The 24,039-nt window shown below is 66.6% G+C and carries 28 protein-coding genes; 15 read left to right on the forward strand and 13 right to left on the reverse strand.

Annotated features, from left to right (window positions below):
* Positions 1 to 170: 170 nt before the first annotated feature.
* On the forward strand, positions 171 to 623 hold the full coding sequence (locus tag J2X45_RS02495; RefSeq protein ID WP_310210861.1) for a DUF2147 domain-containing protein: 453 nt from the start codon (positions 171 to 173) through the stop codon (positions 621 to 623).
* A gap of 39 nt (positions 624 to 662) precedes the next feature.
* Here J2X45_RS02495 and J2X45_RS02500 read toward each other — a convergent pair whose 3' ends face one another.
* The 4 genes from J2X45_RS02500 to J2X45_RS02515 form a co-directional block, all read right to left on the reverse strand.
* The gene (locus J2X45_RS02500) at positions 663 to 992 is read right to left on the reverse strand and encodes a hypothetical protein (protein ID WP_310210864.1); all 330 of its coding nucleotides are present in this window, start codon (positions 990 to 992) and stop codon (positions 663 to 665) included.
* A gap of 2 nt (positions 993 to 994) precedes the next feature.
* Entirely contained in the window at positions 995 to 2,524 is a 1,530-nt protein-coding gene (locus J2X45_RS02505; protein ID WP_310210867.1) for a GMC family oxidoreductase, read from the reverse strand.
* Positions 2,525 to 2,592: 68 nt separating this feature from the next.
* Positions 2,593 to 4,068 (reverse strand): M56 family metallopeptidase, encoded by a 1,476-nt coding sequence (locus tag J2X45_RS02510; RefSeq protein ID WP_310210870.1) that lies wholly within the window; start codon positions 4,066 to 4,068, stop codon positions 2,593 to 2,595.
* Complete coding sequence (locus tag J2X45_RS02515) at positions 4,058 to 4,396, reverse strand: BlaI/MecI/CopY family transcriptional regulator (RefSeq protein WP_310210873.1); 339 nt, start codon at positions 4,394 to 4,396, stop codon at positions 4,058 to 4,060. The genes J2X45_RS02510 and J2X45_RS02515 overlap by 11 nt, the downstream gene beginning before the upstream one ends.
* A 170-nt stretch (positions 4,397 to 4,566) precedes the next feature.
* On the opposite strand from J2X45_RS02515, the gene J2X45_RS02520 reads away from it, so the two are divergent.
* From J2X45_RS02520 to der, 14 genes are all read left to right on the forward strand, one after another.
* Entirely contained in the window at positions 4,567 to 5,145 is a 579-nt protein-coding gene (locus J2X45_RS02520; protein WP_310210876.1) for a 2'-5' RNA ligase family protein, read from the forward strand.
* A gap of 77 nt (positions 5,146 to 5,222) precedes the next feature.
* Positions 5,223 to 5,570: an ArsC family reductase gene (locus J2X45_RS02525; RefSeq protein ID WP_310210879.1), complete on the forward strand. Its 348-nt coding sequence runs from the start codon at positions 5,223 to 5,225 to the stop codon at positions 5,568 to 5,570.
* Between the two features lie 106 nt (positions 5,571 to 5,676).
* Positions 5,677 to 6,363, forward strand: coding sequence for an HAD family hydrolase (locus J2X45_RS02530; RefSeq protein WP_310210883.1), 687 nt, complete (start codon positions 5,677 to 5,679; stop codon positions 6,361 to 6,363).
* 35 nt (positions 6,364 to 6,398) lie between these two features.
* Positions 6,399 to 6,587, forward strand: coding sequence for a hypothetical protein (locus J2X45_RS02535; RefSeq protein WP_310210886.1), 189 nt, complete (start codon positions 6,399 to 6,401; stop codon positions 6,585 to 6,587).
* A gap of 12 nt (positions 6,588 to 6,599) precedes the next feature.
* Complete coding sequence (locus tag J2X45_RS02540; protein ID WP_310210890.1) at positions 6,600 to 7,010, forward strand: hypothetical protein; 411 nt, start codon at positions 6,600 to 6,602, stop codon at positions 7,008 to 7,010.
* Positions 7,010 to 7,525, forward strand: a complete 516-nt coding sequence (locus tag J2X45_RS02545) for an RNA polymerase sigma factor (RefSeq protein WP_310210893.1) — start codon at positions 7,010 to 7,012, stop codon at positions 7,523 to 7,525. Before J2X45_RS02540 ends, J2X45_RS02545 begins: the two co-directional genes overlap by 1 nt.
* Entirely contained in the window at positions 7,522 to 7,830 is a 309-nt protein-coding gene (locus J2X45_RS02550; protein ID WP_310210898.1) for a hypothetical protein, read from the forward strand. The genes J2X45_RS02545 and J2X45_RS02550 overlap by 4 nt, the downstream gene beginning before the upstream one ends.
* A gap of 103 nt (positions 7,831 to 7,933) precedes the next feature.
* Complete coding sequence (locus tag J2X45_RS02555; protein WP_310210902.1) at positions 7,934 to 8,326, forward strand: DUF6249 domain-containing protein; 393 nt, start codon at positions 7,934 to 7,936, stop codon at positions 8,324 to 8,326.
* 22 nt (positions 8,327 to 8,348) lie between these two features.
* Positions 8,349 to 8,933, forward strand: a complete 585-nt coding sequence (locus J2X45_RS02560; RefSeq protein WP_310210905.1) for an RNA polymerase sigma factor — start codon at positions 8,349 to 8,351, stop codon at positions 8,931 to 8,933.
* Complete coding sequence (locus J2X45_RS02565; RefSeq protein WP_310210908.1) at positions 8,926 to 9,306, forward strand: hypothetical protein; 381 nt, start codon at positions 8,926 to 8,928, stop codon at positions 9,304 to 9,306. The genes J2X45_RS02560 and J2X45_RS02565 overlap by 8 nt, the downstream gene beginning before the upstream one ends.
* Positions 9,307 to 9,399: 93 nt before the next feature.
* Positions 9,400 to 10,227 carry a 3-methyl-2-oxobutanoate hydroxymethyltransferase gene (gene panB, locus J2X45_RS02570; protein WP_310212074.1) on the forward strand — a complete coding sequence of 276 codons (828 nt, stop codon included), beginning with the start codon at positions 9,400 to 9,402 and terminating at the stop codon, positions 10,225 to 10,227.
* 152 nt (positions 10,228 to 10,379) lie between these two features.
* The gene (locus J2X45_RS02575; protein ID WP_310210911.1) at positions 10,380 to 11,132 is read left to right on the forward strand and encodes a tetratricopeptide repeat protein; all 753 of its coding nucleotides are present in this window, start codon (positions 10,380 to 10,382) and stop codon (positions 11,130 to 11,132) included.
* Positions 11,129 to 12,559 (forward strand): PQQ-binding-like beta-propeller repeat protein, encoded by a 1,431-nt coding sequence (locus tag J2X45_RS02580; protein WP_310210914.1) that lies wholly within the window; start codon positions 11,129 to 11,131, stop codon positions 12,557 to 12,559. Before J2X45_RS02575 ends, J2X45_RS02580 begins: the two co-directional genes overlap by 4 nt.
* A gap of 125 nt (positions 12,560 to 12,684) precedes the next feature.
* The gene (gene der, locus J2X45_RS02585; RefSeq protein ID WP_310210917.1) at positions 12,685 to 14,454 is read left to right on the forward strand and encodes a ribosome biogenesis GTPase Der; all 1,770 of its coding nucleotides are present in this window, start codon (positions 12,685 to 12,687) and stop codon (positions 14,452 to 14,454) included.
* A gap of 79 nt (positions 14,455 to 14,533) precedes the next feature.
* On the opposite strand, the gene J2X45_RS02590 is transcribed toward der, so the two are convergent.
* From J2X45_RS02590 to J2X45_RS02630, 9 genes are all read right to left on the reverse strand, one after another.
* Positions 14,534 to 16,039, reverse strand: coding sequence for a methyl-accepting chemotaxis protein (locus J2X45_RS02590; RefSeq protein ID WP_310210920.1), 1,506 nt, complete (start codon positions 16,037 to 16,039; stop codon positions 14,534 to 14,536).
* 183 nt (positions 16,040 to 16,222) lie between these two features.
* The gene (locus J2X45_RS02595; protein WP_310210923.1) at positions 16,223 to 16,978 is read right to left on the reverse strand and encodes an SDR family NAD(P)-dependent oxidoreductase; all 756 of its coding nucleotides are present in this window, start codon (positions 16,976 to 16,978) and stop codon (positions 16,223 to 16,225) included.
* A 48-nt stretch (positions 16,979 to 17,026) separates the two neighbouring features.
* Positions 17,027 to 18,013 (reverse strand): bile acid:sodium symporter family protein, encoded by a 987-nt coding sequence (locus J2X45_RS02600; RefSeq protein WP_310210926.1) that lies wholly within the window; start codon positions 18,011 to 18,013, stop codon positions 17,027 to 17,029.
* Between the two features lie 46 nt (positions 18,014 to 18,059).
* Complete coding sequence (gene purF / locus J2X45_RS02605) at positions 18,060 to 19,562, reverse strand: amidophosphoribosyltransferase (RefSeq protein ID WP_310210931.1); 1,503 nt, start codon at positions 19,560 to 19,562, stop codon at positions 18,060 to 18,062.
* Positions 19,559 to 20,176 (reverse strand): CvpA family protein, encoded by a 618-nt coding sequence (locus J2X45_RS02610; protein WP_310210934.1) that lies wholly within the window; start codon positions 20,174 to 20,176, stop codon positions 19,559 to 19,561. Before J2X45_RS02610 ends, purF begins: the two co-directional genes overlap by 4 nt.
* Positions 20,173 to 21,555: a DNA repair protein RadA gene (gene radA / locus J2X45_RS02615; protein WP_310210937.1), complete on the reverse strand. Its 1,383-nt coding sequence runs from the start codon at positions 21,553 to 21,555 to the stop codon at positions 20,173 to 20,175. The genes J2X45_RS02610 and radA overlap by 4 nt, the downstream gene beginning before the upstream one ends.
* A gap of 70 nt (positions 21,556 to 21,625) precedes the next feature.
* Positions 21,626 to 22,720 (reverse strand): alanine racemase, encoded by a 1,095-nt coding sequence (gene alr / locus J2X45_RS02620; protein WP_310210941.1) that lies wholly within the window; start codon positions 22,718 to 22,720, stop codon positions 21,626 to 21,628.
* Between the two features lie 39 nt (positions 22,721 to 22,759).
* Positions 22,760 to 23,446 (reverse strand): MarC family protein, encoded by a 687-nt coding sequence (locus J2X45_RS02625; protein ID WP_310210944.1) that lies wholly within the window; start codon positions 23,444 to 23,446, stop codon positions 22,760 to 22,762.
* Positions 23,447 to 23,506: 60 nt separating this feature from the next.
* Positions 23,507 to 23,992: a PaaI family thioesterase gene (locus J2X45_RS02630; protein ID WP_310210947.1), complete on the reverse strand. Its 486-nt coding sequence runs from the start codon at positions 23,990 to 23,992 to the stop codon at positions 23,507 to 23,509.
* Positions 23,993 to 24,039 lie beyond the last annotated feature (47 nt).

Below are 24,039 nucleotides of genomic sequence, written 5' to 3' on the forward strand. Positions count from 1 at the left end.
ACGACGCGTGGCCCAGCAACGCCCTTCAGAGGTGAAGGTTCCGCGTTCGTGTCGACTTTCTGGCGCAGCGGCTGCGCCGCGATAGCGCCGCAATTCTCCCGGCTTCTCCTCGATCTTCCCAGCAGCTAGCTTCACACAGAGCAGGATCGGTGACTCCAGGAAGGACCGCGATGATCGGGAAGTTGAGCTTGGCGTTGATCGCCGCCGCCGCCGTGGGCGTGGCGTCACCCGTGCTGGCTGCAGATTCGACGGCGCGGTCCGGCGACCTGTTCGGCGTATGGCGCAACCCCAAGGGCAGCGTTCACATTGAGATCAAGTCTTGCGGACCGGAGACCTGCGGCTACGTGGTCTGGGCGAACGCCGAAGCTCAGGCCGACGTCAAGAAGGGCAGCAACCAGGGCCTCGTAGGCATGCAGTTGCTGCGCGACTTCTCCTCGTCGGGCGCCAACGAGTGGAAGGGCAAGGTCTTTGTCCCCGACCTCAATATGACGTTCTCGGGTCAGGTGCGGCTTTTGGACCGTTCGTCGTTGCGCGCCAAAGGCTGCCTGTTGCCCAACTTCCTCTGCAAGTCCCAGGTCTGGACCCGCGTGGAAACCGCCGGCGTCACCGGACGCACGCTCTAGGCTCACCGGGGGCGGTCCGGCGGGGCTGAGCCGCTGAGATCAGGCTTCCAGGGAGAGCAGGGCGAAGAGAGCGCCTTCGGTGTTAGACAGCCGCCAACCGCGATAGTCGAACACCGCGCCGGCGCGGAAATCCGCCGTCGCTAGGGCCCGCAGCCGGGGCAGGGCTTCTGGCCCTCGTCCTTTGGGAAACAGCTGTGCCGCGAGGGTCTTCGCGCTCACGCCTGGATGGCTTTTGCGCCAAGCCTCTCCAATGCGGCGGACGGCCTCGGCGTCGAGGCCAGTCATGGGGGCGGCCGGAGCGGATCTGGCGAAAGATGGTGCGGCGGCCAGGGCGACCAGCGCGGCCAGGAGATCGCGACGCGTGCTCATGATCAGGCGGCCTTCTTTTCGGATTTAAGGTGATCGGCCAGTCGCATGGTCAAGGCCAGGATGGTGAGGGTGGGATTGACGATCCCTGAGGTCGGGAAAACCGAGCTGCCCGCGACATAGAGGTTGTCCGCCTCGTGCAGTCGACCGTTGGCGTCGACCACGCCCTTCGTGGGATCATCGTGCATCCTCGTGGTCCCCATGTGGTGGCGCGAGGCGTTCGACGACGCCAGCAGTTCATCGCGCCGGAGCGACCAGCACAACCGGCCCTCGCCGGAGGCGCCTAAGGCATTGGCGAGCCCGTCGATCGTCTTTTCCAGGTCTGCATAGTCTTTGCGCCCATGCGCCCAGTCGAGGCGGACGCGGGGCATGCCCAGGACGTCCTTCTGGTCGGGGTCCAGGGTGATGCGACTGTCGGGATTTGGAAAATGCTCGGTCATGGCGAAGAAGCCGAGCAGGTTGCCCTGGGCCTGGCCCTTATCGAGTTGGACGCTGGACTTGCCGATCGTCTGGGTGTCCGCGGCCACCTTGGCGTCCGCGTTCGAAAAGTTTGCGCGGAAAAGCGTCGCGGTGAAGTTGCCCGTCTTCATCCGCTTCTGGGCGGTCAGCCCCGCGCCGATGACGCAATGCGGCCCATAGCGTTGCGCGGGCGCATAGAGATCGAGCGGCTCGGTGCGGGACGCGGCGAAGGCCGAGCCTTCACGTTGGGCGTCGCTGTCGTTGGAGTAGGTGAGGTGACCCTGGAAGAAGCGCCCCACGAGATCATGGCGGTTGCCTAGATTGTCCGACGCCAGCAGCAGCCGGACGTTCTCGATCCCGCCTGTGGCGAGGACATAGCGCGCGGCCTTGGCCGTGTGTCGCTTGCCGCTCAGGCAGGCGATGTCGAGGCCGGTGATCGTGCTCCGGTCGCGGCGGATGCGGATCACGTTGGCGTAGAGATAGACGTCGATGTTCGGCGCCTCGGCGAACTGGGTGCGGAAGCGATCGAAGGCGGGGCGGTCCGCACGGCCCGAAATGCGCGCGTGGACGCGGGGCGCCGGAAAGAAGCCGGCTTCGGGGTCCAACGCCAGCGGCTGGAGGTTAGGCTCTGTGGCTTTGGGGCGCTCCAAAGGAAAACGATCGATCTCCAGCAGGTCGCACGCACGGTCGTAGTATGGCTGCATCGCCTCGCGGCTGATCGGCCAGCCGCTGTAGGGTATCCAGGCCCGTTCGGCGAAGTCCGCCGGGTCCAGCGGTCCGCATCTGCCGCCCCAGACGTGGCCGGAACCACCCAGAGCGCGTACACGCGACTGGACCGGATAGTCGTGGAGGGGGCGATCCTTGTTACCGTCGGCCTTCTGAACGCAGGCGCCGGCGTAGAGCGCCTGGGTTTCGGGCTCCATCTCGCGGCCGCCGCTTTCCAGCACGACCACTTTCAAGGGGCCTCCGGCCAGTTCCTTGGCCAGGGTGATACCGGCCAGACCGCCGCCGATGATCACAAGATCGGCTTCCAGGAGACTGGCGTCAGGCAAGGCTCGGGCGTCGATGATCGCCATCGTTGAAAACTCGCTGATTGTCGGGAGGGAAAAGGGGCGCGCGCGGCGTGGGCCGCGCGCCTCACGATCTAGTCGCGAGCGCCCTGGCTCTTCAGGTAGTTGACCACGGCGACATGGCCGTTCTTACGGGCCATGCCCAGCGGCGAGCGCATCTCACCCGGATTGGCCACGACCGCACGGTTCACGTCGGCGCCACGCTCGACGAGGTACTTCACCACCGCGAGGTCGCCCCGGCGGGCGGCGCCGATCAGCGGGGTTTCGTCGCCGGGAACGAAGGACTCGACGTTGGCGCCGCGCTCTACAAGGGCCTGCACGATGTCGAGCCGGCCGGCCAGGGAGGCCTGGATCAGCGGGTTGCCGTCGCCGCGGACGGCAAGGTTGGGATCGGCGCCGGCGGTCAGCAGGGCGCGGACCACGTCCGCCTGTCCGCTACGCGCGGCCTCGATCAGCGGCGAGCCGTCACCGCGGGCGATGTAGTTAGGGTTGGCGCCCAGAGCGATGAGCTCGCGCACGCTGCGCAGATCCTTCCGGTCGACCGCGTCATACAGCGGGCGTCCCAGATGTCGGGCCACGGCGCGACGGGCGTCTTCAGGCGTTTGCTGCACGGTCCGGGCGGGTTGGGTGGCCCAGGCCGCAGCGGCGGTCGAGAGACCAAGGACGGCGACGGCGACGGCTCCCGCAAGGTGACGACGGCGGTCGGCGGTGTGCTGGGTGAGCATGGTGAAGCGCTCCTTCAATTGTTTGTTAGCCGAGGCTGGCCAGTGGCAGCCCAGCGGCGGCGCGCAGGCGGCCAGCTGGGTCTTCAGCATGGCCTCGCCATAGGCGCGGCGGGTCTTGGGGTGGCGGGCCAGAACGGCGGCATCGCAGGCGATCTCTTGGTCGATACGAAGGGCTGCCGCGCCCAGGTGGACGAAGGGATTGAACCAGAAGAGGCACTGCAGGGCGGTGACGGCCGCATTGATCTGCGCGTCCCCGACGGCGAGGTGATTGCGTTCGTGCACCAGGATCAGCGCCTGCTCCTCAGCGGTGTACTGCCGGTCGAAGTCCGCCGGCAGGACGACGCAGGGCGTAAGAGCTCCAATGACAGCCGGACCCACGCCGGGCCGGTCGGAGCGCATCAGGCGATCATCGCCGGTCAGGGTCAGCGCGCCCAGTGAACGGACAAAGCGACGCTGCCGCTCGACTTGCAGGATTACGCCGCCGAACGCCACGACCAGCCAGAGTCCCAGCGCGATTTCGCCGAGGGGGATCAGGGGGGCGGACGGGGTCTGTGTCGACGCCGTTGACTCGACCGGCCGAGGCTGCGCCGATGCTGGGGTCGCAATCGCGGGCATAGGGGCGGCGAGGGGCGGCGCGGGCAGCACGATCGTGCGGGCCGGGATCAGCAGGGCCAGGATCGAGAGCGGCGCGATCAGCCACAGCGCATAGGCGTTCCGGGCGCCGAAGGCTTTGCGGATTGGTCGACGCAAGACCAGCACCAGCAGCACGGCCGCCGCCAGGGCGATATTGGCCTTGCCGAGGAAGAGCAGGATATCAGCGACCATCGTCGATCTTCTCCAGCAGGCGGCGAAGCTCGGCGACGTCTTCCGGGTTCAGCTTCTCGCGCTTGGAGAAGTGGCTCACCAGCGGGGCGAGGCGGCCGTCGAACAGGCGATCCAGAAGCCCCTGGCTCTCGGAGTCGACATAGTCCTCGCGACCGATCAGCGGACGATAGAGGAAGCGGCGGCCGTCCTTGTCGGCGGCGATGGCGCCCTTTTTCAGCAGGCGGTTCAGCAAGGTTTTCACCGTGCCTTCGGCCCAGCCGTGCTCCTTGGCCAGAATGGCCAGAACCTCCTCGGCCGGCTTGGGGCTGTCGGCCCAAAGCACCTTCATGACTTCGCTCTCGGCGCCGCTGATGCGTTGTGATGTCGTTTCCATGGGTTATACGATTACGCACGTAAACGATCTCGTCAAGCGATTGATTACGCGCGTAAACGAAATGTAATGAACCGTTGGAGCCGCGCGCGAACCGGCTTAGGCGTTCGCCGTCAAAGGAGTGGCGCATGCCAGACACGCTTCAGCTTGGCCTGCCGGGCTTTGATCCGCCGACGCCGACCGACCGGTTGATGTTCCTGCTGTATCCGGACCCATCGACGGCGGAGCGCATCGCGCAGGAAGCTGCGCGCCTGAAAGCGGCTCTGAGGCTGGGCGGCGCGCTGATTCAGACCAACCGCCTGCACATTACCCTGCACCATCTGGGTGACTATGTCGGCTTGCCCAATGACATCGTCAGCAAGGGCGTCCTGGCGGGTCAAGCTGTGGCCAGCGCCCCGTTCGAGGTCGTCTTCGACCGCGCGCTCAGCTTCGCCAATCGCCCCGGCAACAACCCGTTCACGCTGCAGGGCGGGGAGGGGGTGAGCGCCCTGATCAGCTTCCAGAAGACGCTGGGTGAGAAGATGGCTGGCGCTGCGCTTCGTCCTGACCGAAACTTCACGCCGCACGTCACCCTGCTCTACGACGGCCAGATCGTCCCCGAGCAAGCGATCACGCCGATCGCCTGGACGGTCGATCGCTTCGCGCTGGTTCAGAGCAAGCTCGGCCAGACCCAGCACATTGTCCTTCGGGAATGGCCCCTGAGCTGACGGAACAGCCTGTTGCGCTGAACGGGTTCGGTGGCAGGAAGAACGCAACGCTCGATTCGACGCGCAGGAAGTCCGCGATGACGATCACGATGTACGGCATCAAGAACTGCGACACCGTCGCCAAGGCCCGTAAATGGCTGGACGACAACGGTCAGCCGTACGTTTTCCATGACTACAAGGCCGCAGGCATCGACCAGCCGCGTCTGGAGGCCTGGGTCGTGGAGCTGGGTTGGGAAATCGTGCTCAACCGCGCGGGAACGACGTTCCGCAAGCTGCCCGAGGCGGATCGGCAGGATCTCGACGCGGACAAGGCGATCGCGCTGATGCTGGCCCAGCCCTCGATGATCAAGCGCCCGATCCTCGATCTTGGCGAGCGTCGGGTGGTGGGGTTCAAGCCCGACCTCTACGCGGCCGCCTTTCGCTGAGCCAAGCGCCTCGGCGCGGCGCCGTCGCCTTCTGAGCGAAGTTTAAGACGACATCCAAGGCCGGATCGGTCTATCAGTCAGAGCTTAGCTCGCCGGACGCGGGCTCTTGGAGGGCATTTCGCGCGTGGGGAAGAACGCCGTCTCGCGATACGAGCTGGTCATCTTCGACTTTGACGGCACGCTGGCCGATAGCGCCGCGTGGATGATGCGCGCCGTCAATCCGATGGCGCGCCGTTACGGCTTCAAGACCGTCACCGACGACGAGATCGAGATGCTGCGGGGTCGCAGCACACGCGAGGTGATCCGCTATCTTGGCGTATCGCCCTGGAAGCTCCCGCTGATAGCGCGCGCCGGCAAGAAACTGATGGCCGCCGACGCCCATACGATTCCGCTGTTTCCCGAAACCGAGAAGATGCTCCGGGCGCTGCACGCGGCCGGGGTGAAGATCGCCGTCGTCAGCTCCAACAGTGAGACTGTGATCCGCCGGGTGCTGGGCGAGGAGCTCGGCAACCTTGTCAGCCTGTACGCCTGTGGCGCATCGCTGTTTGGGAAGGCGCGCAAGTTCAAGCAGGTCACCCGTCAGGGCGTCGCGCGGGACAAGATCATTTGCATCGGCGACGAGACCCGCGACATCGAGGCGGCGCGGGCGGTCGGCCTCGATTGCGGCGCCGTCGGCTGGGGCTACGCAAAGCCCTCGATCCTGGCGCAACATGGACCCACCGTGTCGTTCAACTCGATGTCCGAAATTATTTCGTATGTCGGCGCATCCAAGGCGGCGGTCGGCGGCGACTAACCCTCGAAGGCGCGAATGATCGCGCCCAAGAGGGAATGACTTCCATGGCCGACCTGTTCCAAGCGTTCTGGTGGCTTCTGTTTCCGTTGGCGTTCGGCGCGATGGGCGCCTTCCGTATGTGGCTGGACTGGCGCGCGCGTCTTGAGCTGACCAAGACCCTGCGGGCGTTCGCAGAAAAGGGGCTCGAGCCGCCGGCTGCGCTCCTGGCCCAGTTGAACCGATAGGGAGCGAAGACGATGTTTGATCTGTTCAATCGGTATTGGTGGCTGCTCTTTCCGATCGGCTTCTTCATCTACAGCGCATTCCAGAGCTGGCTGTCCTATCGCTCGAACCGTGAAACGCTGGACCTGATCAAGGCCTATGCCGCTTCGGGACGTGAGCCGCCGCCGGAGCTACTGAACCGCCTGAGCAAGCGCCAGAACTTCGACGCCGATGATCACGCCGAGCGAGCCCGAGGCGAAGGCCGATACGACGGCTGGTACCAAGTGGTCCTGTTCGGCATGCTTTGCGCGGGCTTCTCCTATGCGGCGTTTGCGGACATCTACGGCGCGGGCGAGGCGTTCACGATCGTTGCCTTTGTGATGGCCGCCTTGAGCGCGGCCTCCCTGGTCCAGGTGTTGTTCGTCGGCAAGCGGCGGCGCGACTGATGGACGCCGCGCTCGTCAGACAGGCGCGCGCGGGCTCGGAGGTCGCCTTCGCCAGGCTGGTGGCGACTCATGAAAAGCCGCTGCGAGGCTTTCTGCGAAAGAGCGGCTGGATCGACGCCGACGACATCGCCCAGGAGGCTTTCGTGGCGGCCTGGAGTCATCTGCCCAAGCTCCGCGACGATGCGGGCTTTCGCACCTGGCTCTATGGCGTCGCCTGGAAGAAGGCGTTGTCGCACCGGCGGGGCGCGCAGCGCGCCGCCGCCCGGGATGAGGCCTGGCGTGGCGAGCAAGACTTGGAGGCCGCGACGGACGTGGCCGCCGAGGATCGCCTGGCGCTGGAGGCGGCGCTTGCGACCTTGCCGGAAGACCAGCGCGCTTGCGTTACCCTGTGTCTGGGCCAGGCTTGGTCGCACGCAGAGGTTTCCGACGCATTGGGCATTCCTTTGGGCACCGTGAAGTCGCATGTTACCCGTGGTCGCGAACGGCTGCTGGCGGTTCTGGGAGGATCTCGATGACCCCTGATGATCAGCTCTCGCTTTTCCTGGCGGAGCGGCCTGCGGCAAGCCGCGCGGATCTGTTCACCGCGGTGGTGATGCAGAAGGTCGAGCGCCGCGTCTTGTTCCAGCGTATCGCGGTCGCCGGCGGCGGCTCGGCTGTGGTCGGCTTGATCGCCTGGGCCTGCGCGCCGGCGCTGAACGTGCTGGTTGGCGCTCTAGCGCCTGGTCTGGCCCCCGCTGCGGCCGTCTTGGGCTTGGTCGCCGTCACGCTGGTCGTCAGCAGCTCAGCGGTCCGACAGCGCCTGGGTTGGGCCGCTGGCTAGAGGCTTACGAAAGTTTCATGGCGAACGGCGCCTCCAAACGGATGTGTGAGCGCCTCTTATCAGTGAAGGCGGCGCGGGGGCGTCGTCCACCGAACTGGAGGATTTGAGAATGGGTCCCGAAATTATCGTCCCGGTCGCGCTCTTCGCCATGATCTGCGCGGTCGTCTGCGTGCCGCTGTATCTCAAGAGCAAGGAGCGCATGGAAATGCAGGCGACGCTCCGTCTCGCCATCGAGAAGGGACAGCCGGTCCCGCCCGAGGTGATCGAGGCCATGACCCGCAACGTTAAGATGCCGCCGACCCGGCTGCGCGATCTGCGAACCGGCGTCATCTGGTTGGCGGTCGGCGTCGGCGTGGGTCTGGCGACCTATTTTGGCGACTTCATCAATGGCGACGGCGATTTCGACGGCTTCGGCATCGCCTGCATCCCCGCTGTGATCGGCGTGGCGTTCATCGTCTTGAGCTTCTTCAATCCGAACAAGGAACAGCGGGTCTAGGGCCCGAGGCCTTGGGAGGGGCTTGACTTCAATGGGCATGGAACGCCCGCCAACGGGACACGATGTCGAGCTCGCCGCACAGGCGGCGGGCGGCGATCGGATGGCCTATGGGGAACTGGTGCGGCGGCATGGCTCGGCCGTCCGGGGGCTGCTGCGACGCATGGGCGCCGACTCCGCCACCGCCGACGACTTGGCGCAGGACGCGTTCATGGCGGGCTTCGAACAGGTCGCCGAGTTTCGAGGTGATGGGACCTTCGGGGCCTGGATCAAGAAGATCGCCGCACGGCTCTATCTGAAGCGCGTCAAGCGCGAGGCCCGCCTCATTTTCTCGGACAATGTCGAGCCGCTCGAAGAGATATCCGTGAAGGATGCGTCCGGCGACGCCGCCAGCCGTATCGATCTCGACGAGGCGCTCAAGAGTCTGTCACGGGGTGAGCGCTTGTGCGTTTCGCTCTGCTATGGGGCCGATTGGTCCCATGGCGAAGCGGCGGAGGCCTTGAACATCCCGATCGGCACGGTGAAATCCCATGTCAAACGTGGTTTGGACAAACTTCGGGCGAAACTCGCCCGACCGGATGAGGGCGCGAGGAGGGAAGCTCATGGCTGAACCCGATTTCGAAGCGCAATTGACCCGCATGTTCGCTCAGGCGCCGTCGTTTCCGGACACGGCGCTGTTCAATGCGGAAGTCATGGCCAAGTTGGATCGAGGCTGGGCGATGCGGCGGATGTTCATCGCCGTCGCCGGAACGGGCGCTGGCCTGATCGGCGCGTTCCAGATCTTCGGCAGCCGGTTCACCAACGAACTGGCGCAGCTCTCCCGCGAGGGCAGCCACGGTCTGGAGACCGAGATCAATGGCGGATGGGCGAAGCTCACCTCGCTGCTGAGCACGCCGTCCAGCGCCGAAGCGGTCTGGCTGGCCGCAGGGCTGGCGGTGGTCGCCCTGGCCTTCGCTGTCACACGCGTGGTCGAGGATTTCTAAGGGGTTTTCGCCGCATTATCGCTGTTCATGTTGCGGTGCGGCGCGATCTCGCCCACAAACGGCGCCCAAAGAGCGTCTTAGGGAGGGTTCGCCCTGTCCGCCCATCGTGAAGAGACGGTTCGCCGTCTGGCCGCCCCCGACATCGCCGCCCGCAAGGGCGGCGTGCCCATTGTCTGCCTGACCGCCTACACCGCCCCGGTCGCGGCGGCGCTGGACGAGGCTTGCGACGTCCTGTTGGTCGGTGACTCGGTCGGCATGGTCGTCCATGGTCTGCCCAACACCGTCGGCGTCACCATGGAGATGATGATCCTGCACGGTCAGGCTGTGATGCGGGGCTCCCGCAAGGCCATGGTCGTCGTGGACATGCCGTTCGGCTCTTATGAGGCCTCGCATGAGGAGGCTTACGCGAACGCCGTCCGGATCATGAAGGATACGGGCGCCCAGGCGGTGAAGGTCGAGAGCGGCCCGACCGTCCCCGACACTATCGCTTACCTCACCCGGCGCGGCGTGCCGGTCATGGGCCATGTGGGCCTGCGCCCGCAGGCGGTGCTGCTGGAAGGCGGCTTCAAGGCCAAGGGCAAGGACGACGCAGGACGCGCCAAGGTGCTGGAGGAAGCCAGGTTGACGGCTGAAGCCGGCGCCTTCGCCATCGTCGTCGAGGGAGTTGCTGAGAGCCTTGCTCGAGAGGTGACCGAGTCGGTGTCTGTCCCGACGATCGGCATCGGCGCCTCGGCCGGTTGTGATGGTCAGGTGCTGGTCGTCGACGACATGCTGGGCCTGTTCGACTGGACGCCGAAGTTCGTGCGCCGCTACGCCGACCTGAAGAACCAGATCGAACGCGCCGCCGCTCAATACGCCAGCGACGTCCGCGATCGCAGCTTCCCGGGGCCGTCGGAAACCTACTACGCCAAGAAGCCATAAAACGGCGCGTTGCGACCGCGCGCGGCACGCTATAGGTTCGCCGCCTCAGCGGACGGCCCTTCGTCCGCCACATTCTGTCCTAAACCCGACGGGGTTCCTCGCATCAGCGGGGAGCGCCCAAGGGCCAGCGCCTGTTTTCGGAGCCTCGTTTCGTGGTCGATGTTTTTGACGAAGTCGAAGAACAGCTTCGGGCGGAGCGTTATCGCACGCTAGCCATGAAGTCGCTGCCCTGGGTGGCGGCGGCGACGGCGGTGGTGGTGATCGGCGTCGGCGGGTACTGGGGATGGACCAGCTACCAGACAGGTCAGACCGACAAGGCCTCGCAGGCCTATCAGGCCGCGCTTCAGACCGCGCAGACCCAGGGCCCCGCCAAGGCGTTTGAAGGGTTCAAGGGCGTCGCCGACACCAATGCCAAGGGCTACAAGTCCCTGGCGTTGATGCAGATGGGCGCGATCCGGCTTGAAGAGAACAAGACCAAGGAAGCCGTCGCCTACTTCGATGAGGCCGCCAAGGTCGCGCCCGGTCCGATGATCGGCGATCTCGCCCGCCTCAAATCCGCCTTCGCCCTGATGGACACCGCTTCCTACAAGGACATCGAGACGAGGTTGACGCCTTTGGCGGGGGAAAAGAGCCCATACCGCGTGTACGCCAAGGAGGCGCTGGCCTTCGCCAAGCTGCAGGCTGGCGACCTGGCTGGGGCGCGGTCGGAGTTCGTGATTCTGGCCAACTCGCTCGACGCCAACACGTCGGAGGCGGTGCGCCAACGCGCTCAGGCCGCCATGCAGCTCATCGACTCCGGCTCGGCTAAGGATCTGGCCGCCGCCGTCAAGGCTGCGGCGGCGTTGCCGTCCGCGCCTCCGATGATGCAACTGCCGCCCGCCGCCGCCCCGAACGCCGCCCAATGAGCCTCAAGATGATCTCCAAGCGTTCCGTCGCGCTGGTCGCGCTGATGTCGGCGGCCGTGACGGTCAGCGGCTGCTCGACCGTGTCCAAGCTCAATCCCTTCGACAAGAGCGAGAAGAACAAGAGCACCGCCAGCCAGGGCCAGCGGATCTCGATCATCGCGTTCGACCAGAAGGTCGAGGCTAACGAGTCGCTGAAGGGCGCGGACTTCTTCCTGCCGGATCCTGCGGCGCAGGCCGAGTGGCGCCTGCCCGGCGGCAATCCGGAGCAATCGATCGAGCACGTCGACGCCGGTAAGGCTTTCCAGGTGGCCTGGAAGAAGGGCTTCGGCAAGAAGGGCGGCGCCAAGTTCCACGTCACCGCGCCGCCGGTGGCGTCCGGTGATCGCATCTTCGTCATGGACGGCGAGGCCGATGTGGTCGCGATGGATGCGCGGTCCGGCGACATCGTTTGGCGCAAGGACCTTCGTCCGGCGGCCGGCCCGACGATCAAGGGCGGCTTCCTGGGCCTCATCCCCAAGAAGAACGACCGTCTTGGCTTTGGCGGCGGGGTCGCCCTGGGTCCTGACAACAAGCTCTATGTCGCCTCGGGCTTCCGCTTTGTCGCCCAGATCGATGCGGCGACCGGAACAGTGGGGTGGACCCAGCCGACCTCGACCCCGATCCACGCCGCCCCGACCGTGGTCGATGGCCGCGTCTTCGTGGTGTCGACCGACAACGAACTCCTGACCTTCGCGTCTGAGACCGGCGTACCAGGCTGGACCTATCAGGCGCTGAGCGAGCCCGCGCGGATCCTGGCGGCGTCTACGCCGGCCGTTAGCGGCGACACTGTGGTTTCGGGTTTCGCTTCGGGTGAACTGGTCGCCCTGCGGGCGGCTAACGGCAACGACCTGTGGAACGAAGCCCTCAGCCGCGCCAGCCGCACCAACGCCCTGTCGGAGATCCGCGACATCCCGGGCCGTCCGGTGATCTACAAGGGTGACGTCTTCGCCGTCAGCCATTCGGGCGTGTTCGCCGCCACCGACCTACGCTCGGGCCAGGCGCGCTGGAGCTTGCCGGTCACCGCTATCACCACCCCCTGGGTCGCCGGTGACGTCGTCTATGTCGTCGACAAGGCGGGCCAGGTCATCTGCGTGTCGCGCGAGAACGGCGCCGTCTACTGGATCCAGGATCTCAACGACTCGGCCAATCTCTCGAAGAAGCAGAAGAAGAAGCGGGCCAAGAAGCCGCGTCTGTGGTCGACCCCGATCCTGGCCAATGGCCGCCTGATCACGGTGTCGAGCGAAGGCGAGGCCGTCGCCCTGAACGCCAAGACCGGCGCGAAGGAAAAGACGCTGAAGATCGGTTCTCCGGTTCTGCTGAATCCGATCGCGGTGGGCGACATGATCTATCTGGTCACCGACGACGCTGAGCTCGTCGCCATTCGCTAACCTCCTGGTCCCCGCTGGGACCAGAGGCCTAAATCCTTGAAGCCCGGGTCGGCGAAAGCCGGCCCGGGCCTTCGCTTTTTCGGCTCCCTTTTGCGATGGGGGCGAAAATCGACTACTGGACGCCTATGCCTTTGAAACTCGCCATCGTCGGCCGGCCCAATGTGGGCAAGTCCACGCTGTTCAACCGCCTCGCCGGCAAGAAGTTGGCGATCGTCGACGACCAGCCGGGCGTCACGCGTGATCGCCGCTACGCTTCCGGCAGCCTGGGGGATCTCGAGCTCGAGCTGATCGACACCGCCGGCTTCGAGGACGTCGACGACTCCAGCCTCGAAGCGCGGATGCGCGCCCAGACCGAAGCCGCGATCGAGGAGGCCGACGTCTCGCTGTTCGTGTTCGACAGCCGCGAGGGCGTGACGGCGCTGGACGAGGTGTTCGCCGCCATCCTGCGCAAGCGCGACAAGCCCGTCATCGTCGCGGCCAACAAGGCCGAGGGCAAGGCGGGCGAAGCCGGCGCGGGCGAGGCGTTCCGCCTGGGCCTTGGCGAGCCGATCCCGATCTCGGGCGAGCATGGCGAGGGCATGGCCGAGCTCTACGCCGCCTTGGTGGCCTTCGAGCCTCAAGACGAGTCTGGCGATGACGACGATGACGACGACAGCAAGCCGATCCGCATCGCGATCATCGGCCGCCCGAACGCCGGCAAGTCGACCCTTGTGAACCGCCTGCTGGGCGAGGACCGCTTGCTCACGGGGCCCGAAGCCGGCATCACCCGAGACTCCATCTCGGTCGACTGGGAGTGGGACGGTCGCAAGATCCGCTTGGTCGACACGGCCGGCCTTCGCCGCAAGGCCAAGGTCCAGGACAAGCTGGAAAAGCTGTCGACCGCCGACACCATCCGCGCCATCACCTTCGCCGAGGTGGTGCTGCTGGTGATGGACGCCACCCATCCGTTCGAGATCCAGGACCTGCAGATCGCCGACCTTGCCGAACGGGAAGGGCGGGCCGTGGTGTTCGTCTTGGCCAAGTGGGACCTGATCGAGGATCAGGCCGCCCACCTTGCAGCTTTCCGCGAGCATGCGGAGCGCATGTTGCCGCAGCTACGCGGCGCCCCGGTCGTGGCGCTGTCGGGCGAAACCGGCAAGGGCATCGGCCATCTGATGCCAGCGGTCATCAAGACCCACAAGGACTGGTCGACCAAGGTCAAGACGCGCGACCTGAACGACTGGTTGCAGATGGCGATGCAGCGGCACCCGCCGCCGGCCGTCAGCGGCCGACGTGTGAAGCCGAAGTACATGGCCCAGACCAAGGCTCGTCCGCCGACGTTCGTGCTGTTCTCCAGCCGCGCCGACCAGATGCCGGATCACTACCGTCGCTATTTGGTCAACAGCCTGCGCGAGAGCTTCGACCTCCCGGGCGTGCCGCTGCGGATCACCATCAAGTCGGGTGCGAACCCCTACGCGGATGGCGAAGCCAAGGGCCATAGCGGTCGCGGCAAGCGCGAATTTGAGCGCCGTGAGCGGGAAGAAGAGCGCATCCGGGCCTCGCGCAACACAGTCAAGAAGTCCAAGCGTCTAGCCGCCGAGGCCGCCGCGAAGGCGGCTGAAGCCGCGGGCCTGCCTGATCCGGGCAAGGCTGCGGTGAAGTCGGTGAAGAAGAAGGGGCCCGCCGTGGCCAAGGCCGCGCTGAGCGACGCTACAATCGCGTCGGAGCCCGGCAAGGCGGCGGTGAAGTCGGTGAAGGCCAAGGGGCCCCGCGCCCAGAAGAAGGTTTCGACCACGCCGAGCTACAAGGTCGGCGCCAAGGCGGCGGGCGGCAAGGCGGCTGGGCCAAAACGTCCCACGGCGGGGGCGCGTACGGTTCGTGGCAACACGGGACCTGGGCGTCCCAAGGGGCGCTGATCCTAGAGCAAGCGTGGCCGCCGCTTGCGAGCGGCGGCCACGTTGAACCCGCCAAGACGGGTCCGTCCCCCCACGGGACTTAGAATTCTTCCCAATCGCTGGACGGCGCGACCGCGACAGCAGCCGAGCCGGGGCGCGCATAGGTCTGGACGTTAGCGCGCGGTGCGGCGACGGGCGGGGCCGCGCGAGGTGCAGGCGCTTCTGGCCGATGCGCCGCGTAGGTGGCGCCTGTCTGGAAGCGTGAGACCTGCCGCGCCAAGTCCTGGGCCTCGCCGCGTAGCTGGGCGGCCGAAGTCGTGGCCTGTTCCACCATCGCGGCGTTCTGCTGCGTGACCTGATCCATTTGGTTCACGGCGGCGTTGACCTGGTTGAGACCTGTCGCTTGCTCCTGCGAGGATTCGGCGATCTCTCGGATGAGGGTGTCGATCTCGCCGACCTTGGTCACGATGTCAGTCAGCGCCTGACCGGTGTCGCCCACCAGGCGGACCCCGCGTTCAACCTGGGCGGTGCTGCTGGCGATGAGTTGCTTGATTTCCTTGGCGGCCTCGGCGGACCGCTGCGCCAGGCCCCGAACCTCCTGGGCCACGACCGCGAAGCCGCGACCAGCGTCGCCCGCTCGGGCGGCCTCTACGCCGGCGTTCAGAGCCAGCAGGTTGGTCTGGAAGGCGATCTCGTCGATCACACCGATGATCTGAGTAATCTGGCCCGAGGATTTCTCGATCTCCCCCATGGCCGCGACGGCCTCGCGGACGACTTCGCCGGACCGGTCGGCCTCGCGGCTCGCCGAGGAGGCGGCGGCCGAGGCCTGTTTGGCGCCGTCGGCGCTGCGCTTGACCGTCGCGGTGATCTCGTCGAGCGCCGCGGCGGTCTCCTCCAGGCTGGCGGCCTGTTGTTCTGTTCGCTTCGAAAGGTCGTTTGAAGCGCTGGCGATCTCGGCCGCGCCGCTCTCCATGCCGCCAGCGGCCTCGGCGATCGCGCCCATGGCCTGTGTGAGGCTGTCGACCGCCGCATTGAAGTCGGCCTTGAGACGGGCGTACCGCTCATCGAAATGCGCGTCGATCCGAGCCGTGAGGTCGCCTTGCGCCAGGCGCTGAAGGCTGGCGGCGAGCGCGGAGACGACCTCGTCCTGCTCCCGGCGGATAGCGTCTCGCTCACGCTCGCTTTCCAGCCGTTCGGTCTCGATCTCAGTAATGTCCGCAGCGAACTTGATGATCTTGGTCAGCTTGCCGTGGCGGTCGAACACAGGATTGTACGAGGCTTGGATCCAGATCTCACGGCCGCCCTTGCCAACGCGCTTGAACTTCCCGGCGAGGAACTCGCCGGCGTTCAGGCGGCGCCAGAAATCGCGGTAGTCGGCGCTGGCGGCGTAGTCGGAGTCGACGAACAGGCTATGGGCGCGACCCTGGATCTCGCCCAACCCATAGCCCACCGTGCGCAGGAAGTTATCGTTCGCCGTGATGATCGAGCCGTCGAGGTTGAACTCGATCACGGCCTGCGAACGCTGGATAGCGGCGAAGACGCCTTCCAGCTCGCAAATGCGGCTGGCCTGGTCGCTCGCTTCGCGGCCGATGGAGAACAGAGCCATTCGAGGTCTCGGTGGTTGCTTCTTGGAGCGTAACCACTCGACGCGCATGGCTAATGAGCCACTAATGCGTCCGTTATGCGCGCATTATCCCGGAACGCGGTTCTCCGATCGCCATCCAGGGTGGAAGTTCGGCGAGGCGGGACAACCTTTGCGGACATGCGAACGCGCGTCGCCGAATCGATGTCAGGCGTCGATCGACGGCGATTCCTGGCCGCGTTCCTTGAAGCGAATGACGCCCTTGGGAGCCTCGCGATCGGTGCGAAGCAGGTCGACGATGAACGGCGCGATCGTCTCCGGGGCCGGGACGGTCGCCGGATTCTCGCCGGGGAAGGCGGCCGACCGCATCTTGGTGCGCATGGCGCCTGGATCGACGCAGAAGGCGCGCACCGGGGTGTTCTCCATCTCGTCCGCATAGACGTCGACGATCGCCTCCAGCGCCGCCTTGGTGGCGGCGTAAGCGCCCCAGAAAGCGGGCCGAGTCTTGGCGACGCTGCTGGAGAAGAACAGGGCGCGACCGGCGTCCGAGGCGCGCAGCAACGGGTCCATGGCGCGGATCAGGCGCCAGTTAGCGGTCAGATTGGTCGACACAATCATGTCCCAGCCCTTGGGCTCCAGGTGGCTGACCGGCGTCAAGGGGCCTAGGACGCCGGCCGCGCCGACCAGGATATCAAGCTTCCCCCAGCGCTGGTGTATGGCCGCGCCCAGGTGGTCCAGACCGTCTGGCTCGCGCAGGTCCAGCGGCACGAGCGTCGCGCGCTCGCCGGTCGCCTGCAGGATCGCGTCGTCCAGCGCCTCCAGAGCGCCTTGCGTCCGCCCCAAAGCAATCACATGCGCGCCGGCCTTGGCCAGGCCCAGAGCCACGGCTTCGCCGATGCCGCGCGTGGCGCCGGTGACAAGAGCGATGCGGCCGGCCAGCGGCTTGGAGGAGTCGGAAGTCATGGGCGCGTTCTAGAGCAGGGAAGTCGAAACGAAAACCGCCGGAAGCCCTTAAGCCTCCGCGATGGCCGGCGGCCGCTTGGCGTAGTGCTGAGCGATCACCGAGCAGGCCATCAACTGGATCTGGTGGAAGATCATCAGCGGCAGCACGATGACTCCCGCCGTCGGACCGGGGAACAGGATCCCCGCCATGGGCACGCCGGTCGCCATGCTCTTCTTGGAGCCGCAGAACATGATCGTGATCTCGTCTTCCTTCGAGAAGCCGAGCGCGCGCGCCCCATAGGTCGTGGCGGCCAGCACGATCGCCAGCAGCACGCAGCAGGCGATCAACAGGATGGCCATCTCGACGGCCGAGACCTTGCTCCAGATACCGCCGACGACAGCCTCGCTGAAGGCGGCGTAGACGACCAGCAGGATCGAGCCGCGATCGACATAGCCGACCAGCTGCTTGTGCTTCTCGACCCATTTGGCGACCAGCGGGCGCGCCAGTTGGCCCAGGATGAAGGGCAGGAGCAGTTGGACGATGATGTCCTGGATCGACTTCCAGCCGCCGGCCGCGCCGCCTTGGGTGTGCATCAGGACACTGACCAGCACCGGCGTGATGAAGATGCCAAACAGGTTCGAGGCCGACGCCGCGCAGACCGCAGCGGCGACATTGCCTCGCGCGATCGAGGTGAAGGCGATCGATGACTGCACCGTCGAGGGCAGGCAGCACAGGAACAGCATGCCGGCCGCCAGGGTCGACGACAGGACGCCCAGCTTGCTGGCCACGAGGCCCAGCACTGGGAACATCCCGAAGGTGAAGGCCAGGATCGTCAGGTGCAGGCGCCAGTGGGTGACGCCGGCCACAACCGCCTCGCGCGACAGCTTCGCGCCGTGCAGGAAGAACAGCAGGGCGATCGCCAGCTTGACGATGACTGAAAGCCCTTCGGCCGCCACGCCGCGCACGGGCAGCACTGAGGCCAGAACGACCATGCCGAACAGGGCGATGACGTAGGGCTCGATCTTCAGCTTATCGAGCAGGCTCTTGAAACCCATGGACAAAATCCTCGTCCCGCCCAGTCGTGGCGGGACGAGGGATATGTCACGCGCTGACCAGCAGCGAAAGCTGCTTGTCGTTGGTTTCGTTACGTCCTTCGGCGATCTCGCGATCCGTCAGGCGGGTCGGATAGTCGCCGGTGAAGTAGTGATCAGTGAACTGCGGCGTCGCCGGATCGCGGGGACCGGCTTCCAGAGCGTCGTAGAGCCCGTCCACGGACAGGAAGCCCAGGGAGTCGACTTCGAGGAACTTGGCCATCTCCTCCAGCGACTTGTTGGCCGCCAGCAGCTGCTCGCGCTCGGGCATGTCGATGCCATAGAAGTCGGGCCACTTGATCGGCGGGCTGGCCGAACGGAGGTGAACCTCCTTGGCGCCGGCCTCGCGGACCATGCGGACGATCTTCAGCGAGGTGGTGCCGCGGACAATCGAGTCGTCGATCAGCACCACGCGCTTGCCGGCCAGGATCGCGCGGTTGGGGCTGTGCTTCATCCGAACGCCCAACTCGCGGACGCCCTGGGTGGGCTGGATGAAGGTGCGGCCGACATAGTGGTTGCGGATGATGCCCATTTCGAAGGGCAGGCCGCTCTCCTGCGCGTAACCGAGCGCGGCCGGCACGCCGCTGTCGGGCACCGGCACCACGACGTCGGCGTCGACGCCGGTTTCCTTGGCCAGGTTCATGCCCATGCGCTTGCGCACGCCATAGACCGAGCGGCCGTTCACGACGCTGTCGGGACGCGCGAAGTAGACGTATTCGAACACGCACGGGCGCGCCGGTTTGGTCTGGAAGGGCTTGGTGGAGGTGATGCCGGTCTCCTCGATCACCACCATCTCGCCGTGCTCGATGTCGCGCACGAAGCGGGCGCCGATCATGTCGAGGGCGCAGGTCTCCGAGGCCAGGACCGGCTTGCCGTCCAGGTCGCCCAGCACCAGCGGGCGGATGCCCAGCGGGTCGCGCATGCCGATCATCTTCTTGTTGGTGATCGCCACCAGGGCGTAGCCGCCCTCGATCTGGCTGACCGCGTCGACGAAACGGTCGACGATCTTGGCCTTCCGCGAGCGGGCGATCAGATGAAGGATCACCTCGCTGTCCGAGGTCGATTGGAAGATCGCGCCTTCCTGCACCAGGCGCTCGCGCAGGGTCAGGAAATTGGTCAGGTTGCCGTTGTGGGCGATCGCGACGCCGCCGGTTTCCAGATCGGCGAACATCGGTTGGACGTTGCGGATGCCCGCGCCGCCGGCCGTCGAATAGCGGGTGTGGCCGATAGCCAAGGCGCCCGGCAGGCGTTGGACGAGATCGGCGCCAGTGAACGCGTCGCCGACATGGCCCATGTGACGCTCGGTGTGGAAGCGGGCCCCGTCGAAGGCGGCGATGCCGCAGGCCTCCTGGCCGCGGTGCTGCAGAGCGTGCAGGCCCAGCGCTGCGATGGCGGCGGCGTCGCGCACGCCGAACACGCCGAAGACCCCGCATTCCAGGCGGAGGGTGTCATCCTCCGGGTCGCGCCAGAGCGTGGATGAGTAGCGGTCGGTCGACTGGCCCAGGAAGGTCATCGCGATTTCTCCACCAGGTCGTCGAGGTTACGACGCTGGTTTTCATCATAGCCTTTTCCCGACGATTCCTCGCCGGACGTATTGTCGCCGCCGTCCTTGACGGCGTCCTTGATCGCGGGCGCGATCTTGCCGGCCAGGGCCTTGCCCTTCGGGGCGAAGACCTTGAGCACGGTCCCGCTCACTTCCGACAGCGGATAGAAAATCGAGTCCTCGACCCAGCGCGGCATGCGGTCCGGCGGCGTCGCCAGATGCAGCAGCAGATTGAAGACGCCCAGGATCACCAGCGCCCGGATCAGGCCGAAGCTGGCGCCGACCGCCTGGTCGAGGATCCCGGCCGAGGTGTCGTGCAGGCTGGCGGTGATCCGCCCGCCGATCAGGCGGACGATCAGGAAAACGATGACGAACACCACCAGCACCGCTGTGGCGGTCGCCGCCCAGTCGGGGTCCATCAACTCGCGGAACAACGGACCGGTGATGCGCAGCCCAAACAGGGCGATGGCGGCGGCGACGATGAAGGATAACGCCGAGGTCAGCTCCCGCGAGGCGCCGCGCACCCAACCGGTGACGCCGGAAACCAGCAGCAGAAGGCCCGCGATGATGTCGAACGGCGTCACGTCAGGCTGGTCCAGATCTCATCGCCGATCCGGCGGACGGCGTCCGTCAGGCGCGCCACGCCGGCCACGGGCAGGGCGCCGCCGCCCTCCGGCAGGCCGGCCAGCGGGCCGAGCGCGCGGCCAAACCCCAGTTTCGCGGCTTCCTTCAAACGGGTCTCCATCCGACTGACCGGGCGGACTTCGCCCGACAGACTGAGTTCGCCGAACACGACGCAGTCCTGGGGCAGGGCGACGTCCAAGGCGGAGGAGGCCAGGGCCGCCGCCGCCGCGAGATCCGCCGCCGGTTCGGTAATGCGCAGGCCGCCGGCGACGTTCAGATAGACGTCCTTGTCGCCAAAACCAAGGCCGCATCGGGCCTCGAGTACGGCCAGCACCATGGCCAGGCGCCCGGAGTCCCAGCCAACAACGGCGCGACGGGGTGTTCCGTAGGCCGATGGGGCGACCAAGGCTTGGAATTCGACCAGCACCGGCCGCGAGCCTTCGATGCCCGCGAACACCGCCGCGCCGGCCGCGCGCTCGCCGCCTTCATTGAGGAAAAGGGCCGAGGGGTTCTTGACCTCGCGCAGACCCACATCGCCCATCTCGAACACGCCGATCTCGTCGGTGGCGCCGAAACGGTTCTTGGCCCCGCGCAGGATCCGGAACGGATAGCCGCGCTCGCCCTCGAACGAGAGCACGGCGTCCACGAGGTGCTCGACGACGCGCGGACCGGCGATCTGGCCGTCCTTGGTGACGTGACCGACCAGCAGGATCGCCACGCCCTTTTTCTTGGCCAGGCGGACCAGTTCGGTGGCGCAGGCGCGGACCTGGGTGACGGTGCCCGGGCCCGCCTCATGGGCGTCGCTCCACAGGGTCTGGATCGAGTCGATCACCACAAGATCGAAGCTGTCACGCTTCAAGCCATCGAGGATGTCTCGCAGGGCGGTCTCGGCGGCCAGGCTGACATTGGCTTTGGCCAGGCCCATGCGTTCGGCGCGGCCGCGGATCTGCTCGACGGCTTCTTCGCCCGAGATGTAGGCGCAGGACACGCCGCGCGCGGCGGCGCTGGCGCAGACCTGCAGTAGAAGGGTGGACTTGCCCACGCCCGGGTCGCCGCCGATCAGCAGGGCGGAACCGGGGACGACGCCGCCGCCGCACACGCGGTCGAATTCGTCGACGCCCGTCAGGATTCGGGGAGGGGGCGCTGTCTCGCTTTCCAGGCCCGTGAACTGCAGGCCGCGCACACGGCTCGCCTTGGTTGTCGACAGAGCGCCGGGCGGCCTGGCGCCGACTTCCTCGACCAGGGTGTTCCAGCTCTGGCAGGCGGGGCACTGGCCCGACCACTTGGTCTGGACCGCGCCACAGGACTGGCAGGCGTAAACGGCGCCGTCGCGGGCCATGAGGTCTCCTGATTCTCGGATACGGGGAGACTACAGGTTGGGGGCGCGCTGCGCCAAAGACGGACGTGGCCTAAAGGGGCGTCCCGACATAGCGGCGGGCGCTGCGCATCGAGAGTCTGGTCAGGCGCTCATAGGCGGAGGTCCCGGCGGCCTCTGCGGCGTCGTCCACCGGCAGATTGCGGCCAAACAGCTCGACCATCGCGCCGGGACGGGCCGCGTCGCAGTCGGTGACGTCCACCGCGATGAGATCCATCGACACCCGGCCAAGCATCGGCCGCCGAGCGCCGTCGAACCAGACCTCGCCTCGGGGGAAGGCGGCGCGGGGGACGCCGTCTGCGTAGCCGGCCGCTATGATGGCGACGCGGGTATTGTCGGCGGCGGTCCAACCTGCGCCATAGCCGATGGTCTCGCCGCGCGGGACGACGCGGACCTGCAGGATCGGCGCTTCGATCGTCGCCACCGCCCGGATCTCAGGGTGAGGCTTGGCCTCCGGGCCGCCGCCGTAGAGGCTGATCCCGGGGCGAGCCTGATCGAAGCGGTAGGCCTCGCCCAGAAACAGTCCGCCGGAGTTGGCGAGGCTGCGTTTGACGCCTGGCAACAGCGCTGTGGCCTCCTGGAAGCGCTCAAGTTGCCTACCGTTTTGCGGATGTGCAGGCTCGTCGGCGCAGGCCAGGTGACTGACGACGAGTTCCAGGTCCAGGCGCTTCAGGCGGTCGATGGAGCCCACCAGAACCTTCAGTTCTTCTGGGCGCAGGCCCAAGCGGTTCATGCCCGTGTCGATGTGCAGGGCTGCGCGCAGACGTCCCGAGCGCGCCTGAACGTTCCAGGCTTCGACCTGCGGAAGGCTGTTGAGGACGGGGATCAACTTAGCGCCCTCAAGCGTGTCGCCTGAGCCCGGCGTCGCGCCGTCCAGCACATAGATCGTGGCTTCGCGGTCGCCCAGCGACTGGCGCAGGGACACCCCTTCGGCCAGTCGCGCGACATAGAAACTGCGCGCGCCCTCGGTCCAGAGGCGGTCGGCGACCGGACCAGCGCCGAGGCCATAGGCGTCCGCCTTCACCGCCGGCGCCACCTCGGCGTCGCCGGCCCGCGCGCGCAAGGCCGCATAGTTGTGCGCCAGGGCGTCAAGGTCGATCGTGATGCGGGTGTCGTGGGCGTCGGTCACGGCTTGGGCCTAGCCGACACGGCTCTCGGGTTCAACGAATTAACCCGGGTGCGCGAGCAGGAACTTGGCCACGAGGTTCTCCACGCCCGAGGCGATGATCTGCACGCCGATGCAGAGCAGCAGGAACGCCACCAGCCGTGAGAGCACCCGCGCCCCAGATGGTCCCAGCAGGCGCATCACCTGACCCGAGGCGCTGTAGCAAAGCCAGACCAGCACTGCGACCAGCGCGGCCGCGAGGCCGGCGCCGATGAAGAATGGGGCCACGGCGTCGCCTTCGGTGGGGCGCTGGGAGGATAGGGCGATCGCCACAGAGATCGAGCCGGGACCGGTCGTGAACGGCATGGTCAGCGGGAAGAAAGCCACGTCATGGTGGCTTTGGGCCGGCTCGGTCTGGTTGGCCTTGCGATCTTCGTTCTCTTCGGGGTCCATCAACAAGCCCCAGGCGCGGATCGCCACCACAAGGCCGCCAGCGACCCGCAGCGCGCCGATGCTAACGCCAAAGAAGTTGAGTATGTAGCCGCCCAGAAGCAGCGAGCCCAACAGCACCAAGAACGCATAGAAGCCGATGGCTCGGGCCAGCTTCAGCCGTTCCGGGCGCGTGCGGTTGCCCATCGCCTGATCGAAGATCAGCGCCGCCCCGACCGGGTTGACGATCGAGAACAGCGCCGGGAACGCCAGCAGAAACGCGCCGATCAGGCTGGAGGTTGGCAGGGGGCTGAAGTCCATGTGACTCGTCCAGCGTGGGGCGGGCGGGACGGGGACGGTGCCGCGCTAGCCTCGGTAAAGTCAAACCTCTCCAGGCGGGGCGACGCCCAGGGCGTCGACAGCGCCTTGTTCAGTGGGCCACTGATCGAAGGACATCACGATCTGCTGAGCCGCAGCGTCGGCGATCAAAACACCGTCCGGCCGGCGAAAGTCGGCGCGGGTGGTGATCAGTTGGCGGGTTTGGGCCACGACGCGAGCCTCGACCACGAGCGCCTCGTTGCGCGACACCTTCAGGAAGTTCATCTGCAGGTTCACCGTTCGAAAGAGACGGTCGTGAGGGACGACCGTCATGGTCGCGAACGCCAGGACCTGGTCGGCCAAGGCGGCGAGATAGCCGCCGAAGAGAGAGCCGTCCGCCGTCGCGAGATCCGGGTCGGGTCGCCAGGACTTGCGAACCCAGCCGGCGCCCCAATCGTCGATGAGCCCCAGCTTCAAGGTGCGCACGATGGGGGGCGGGACCGCCGTTCCCGCCTTCAGGGAGTCCAGTCGCTCGGTCGCCCAGGTCATCGCATGGCCTTTCCGTTGTTGGTGCGGCCAGCATAGGTTGGGCGGAC

Origin of the sequence: Caulobacter sp. BE264 (assembly GCF_031457805.1) — a bacterium.
Lineage (GTDB): Bacteria > Pseudomonadota > Alphaproteobacteria > Caulobacterales > Caulobacteraceae > Caulobacter.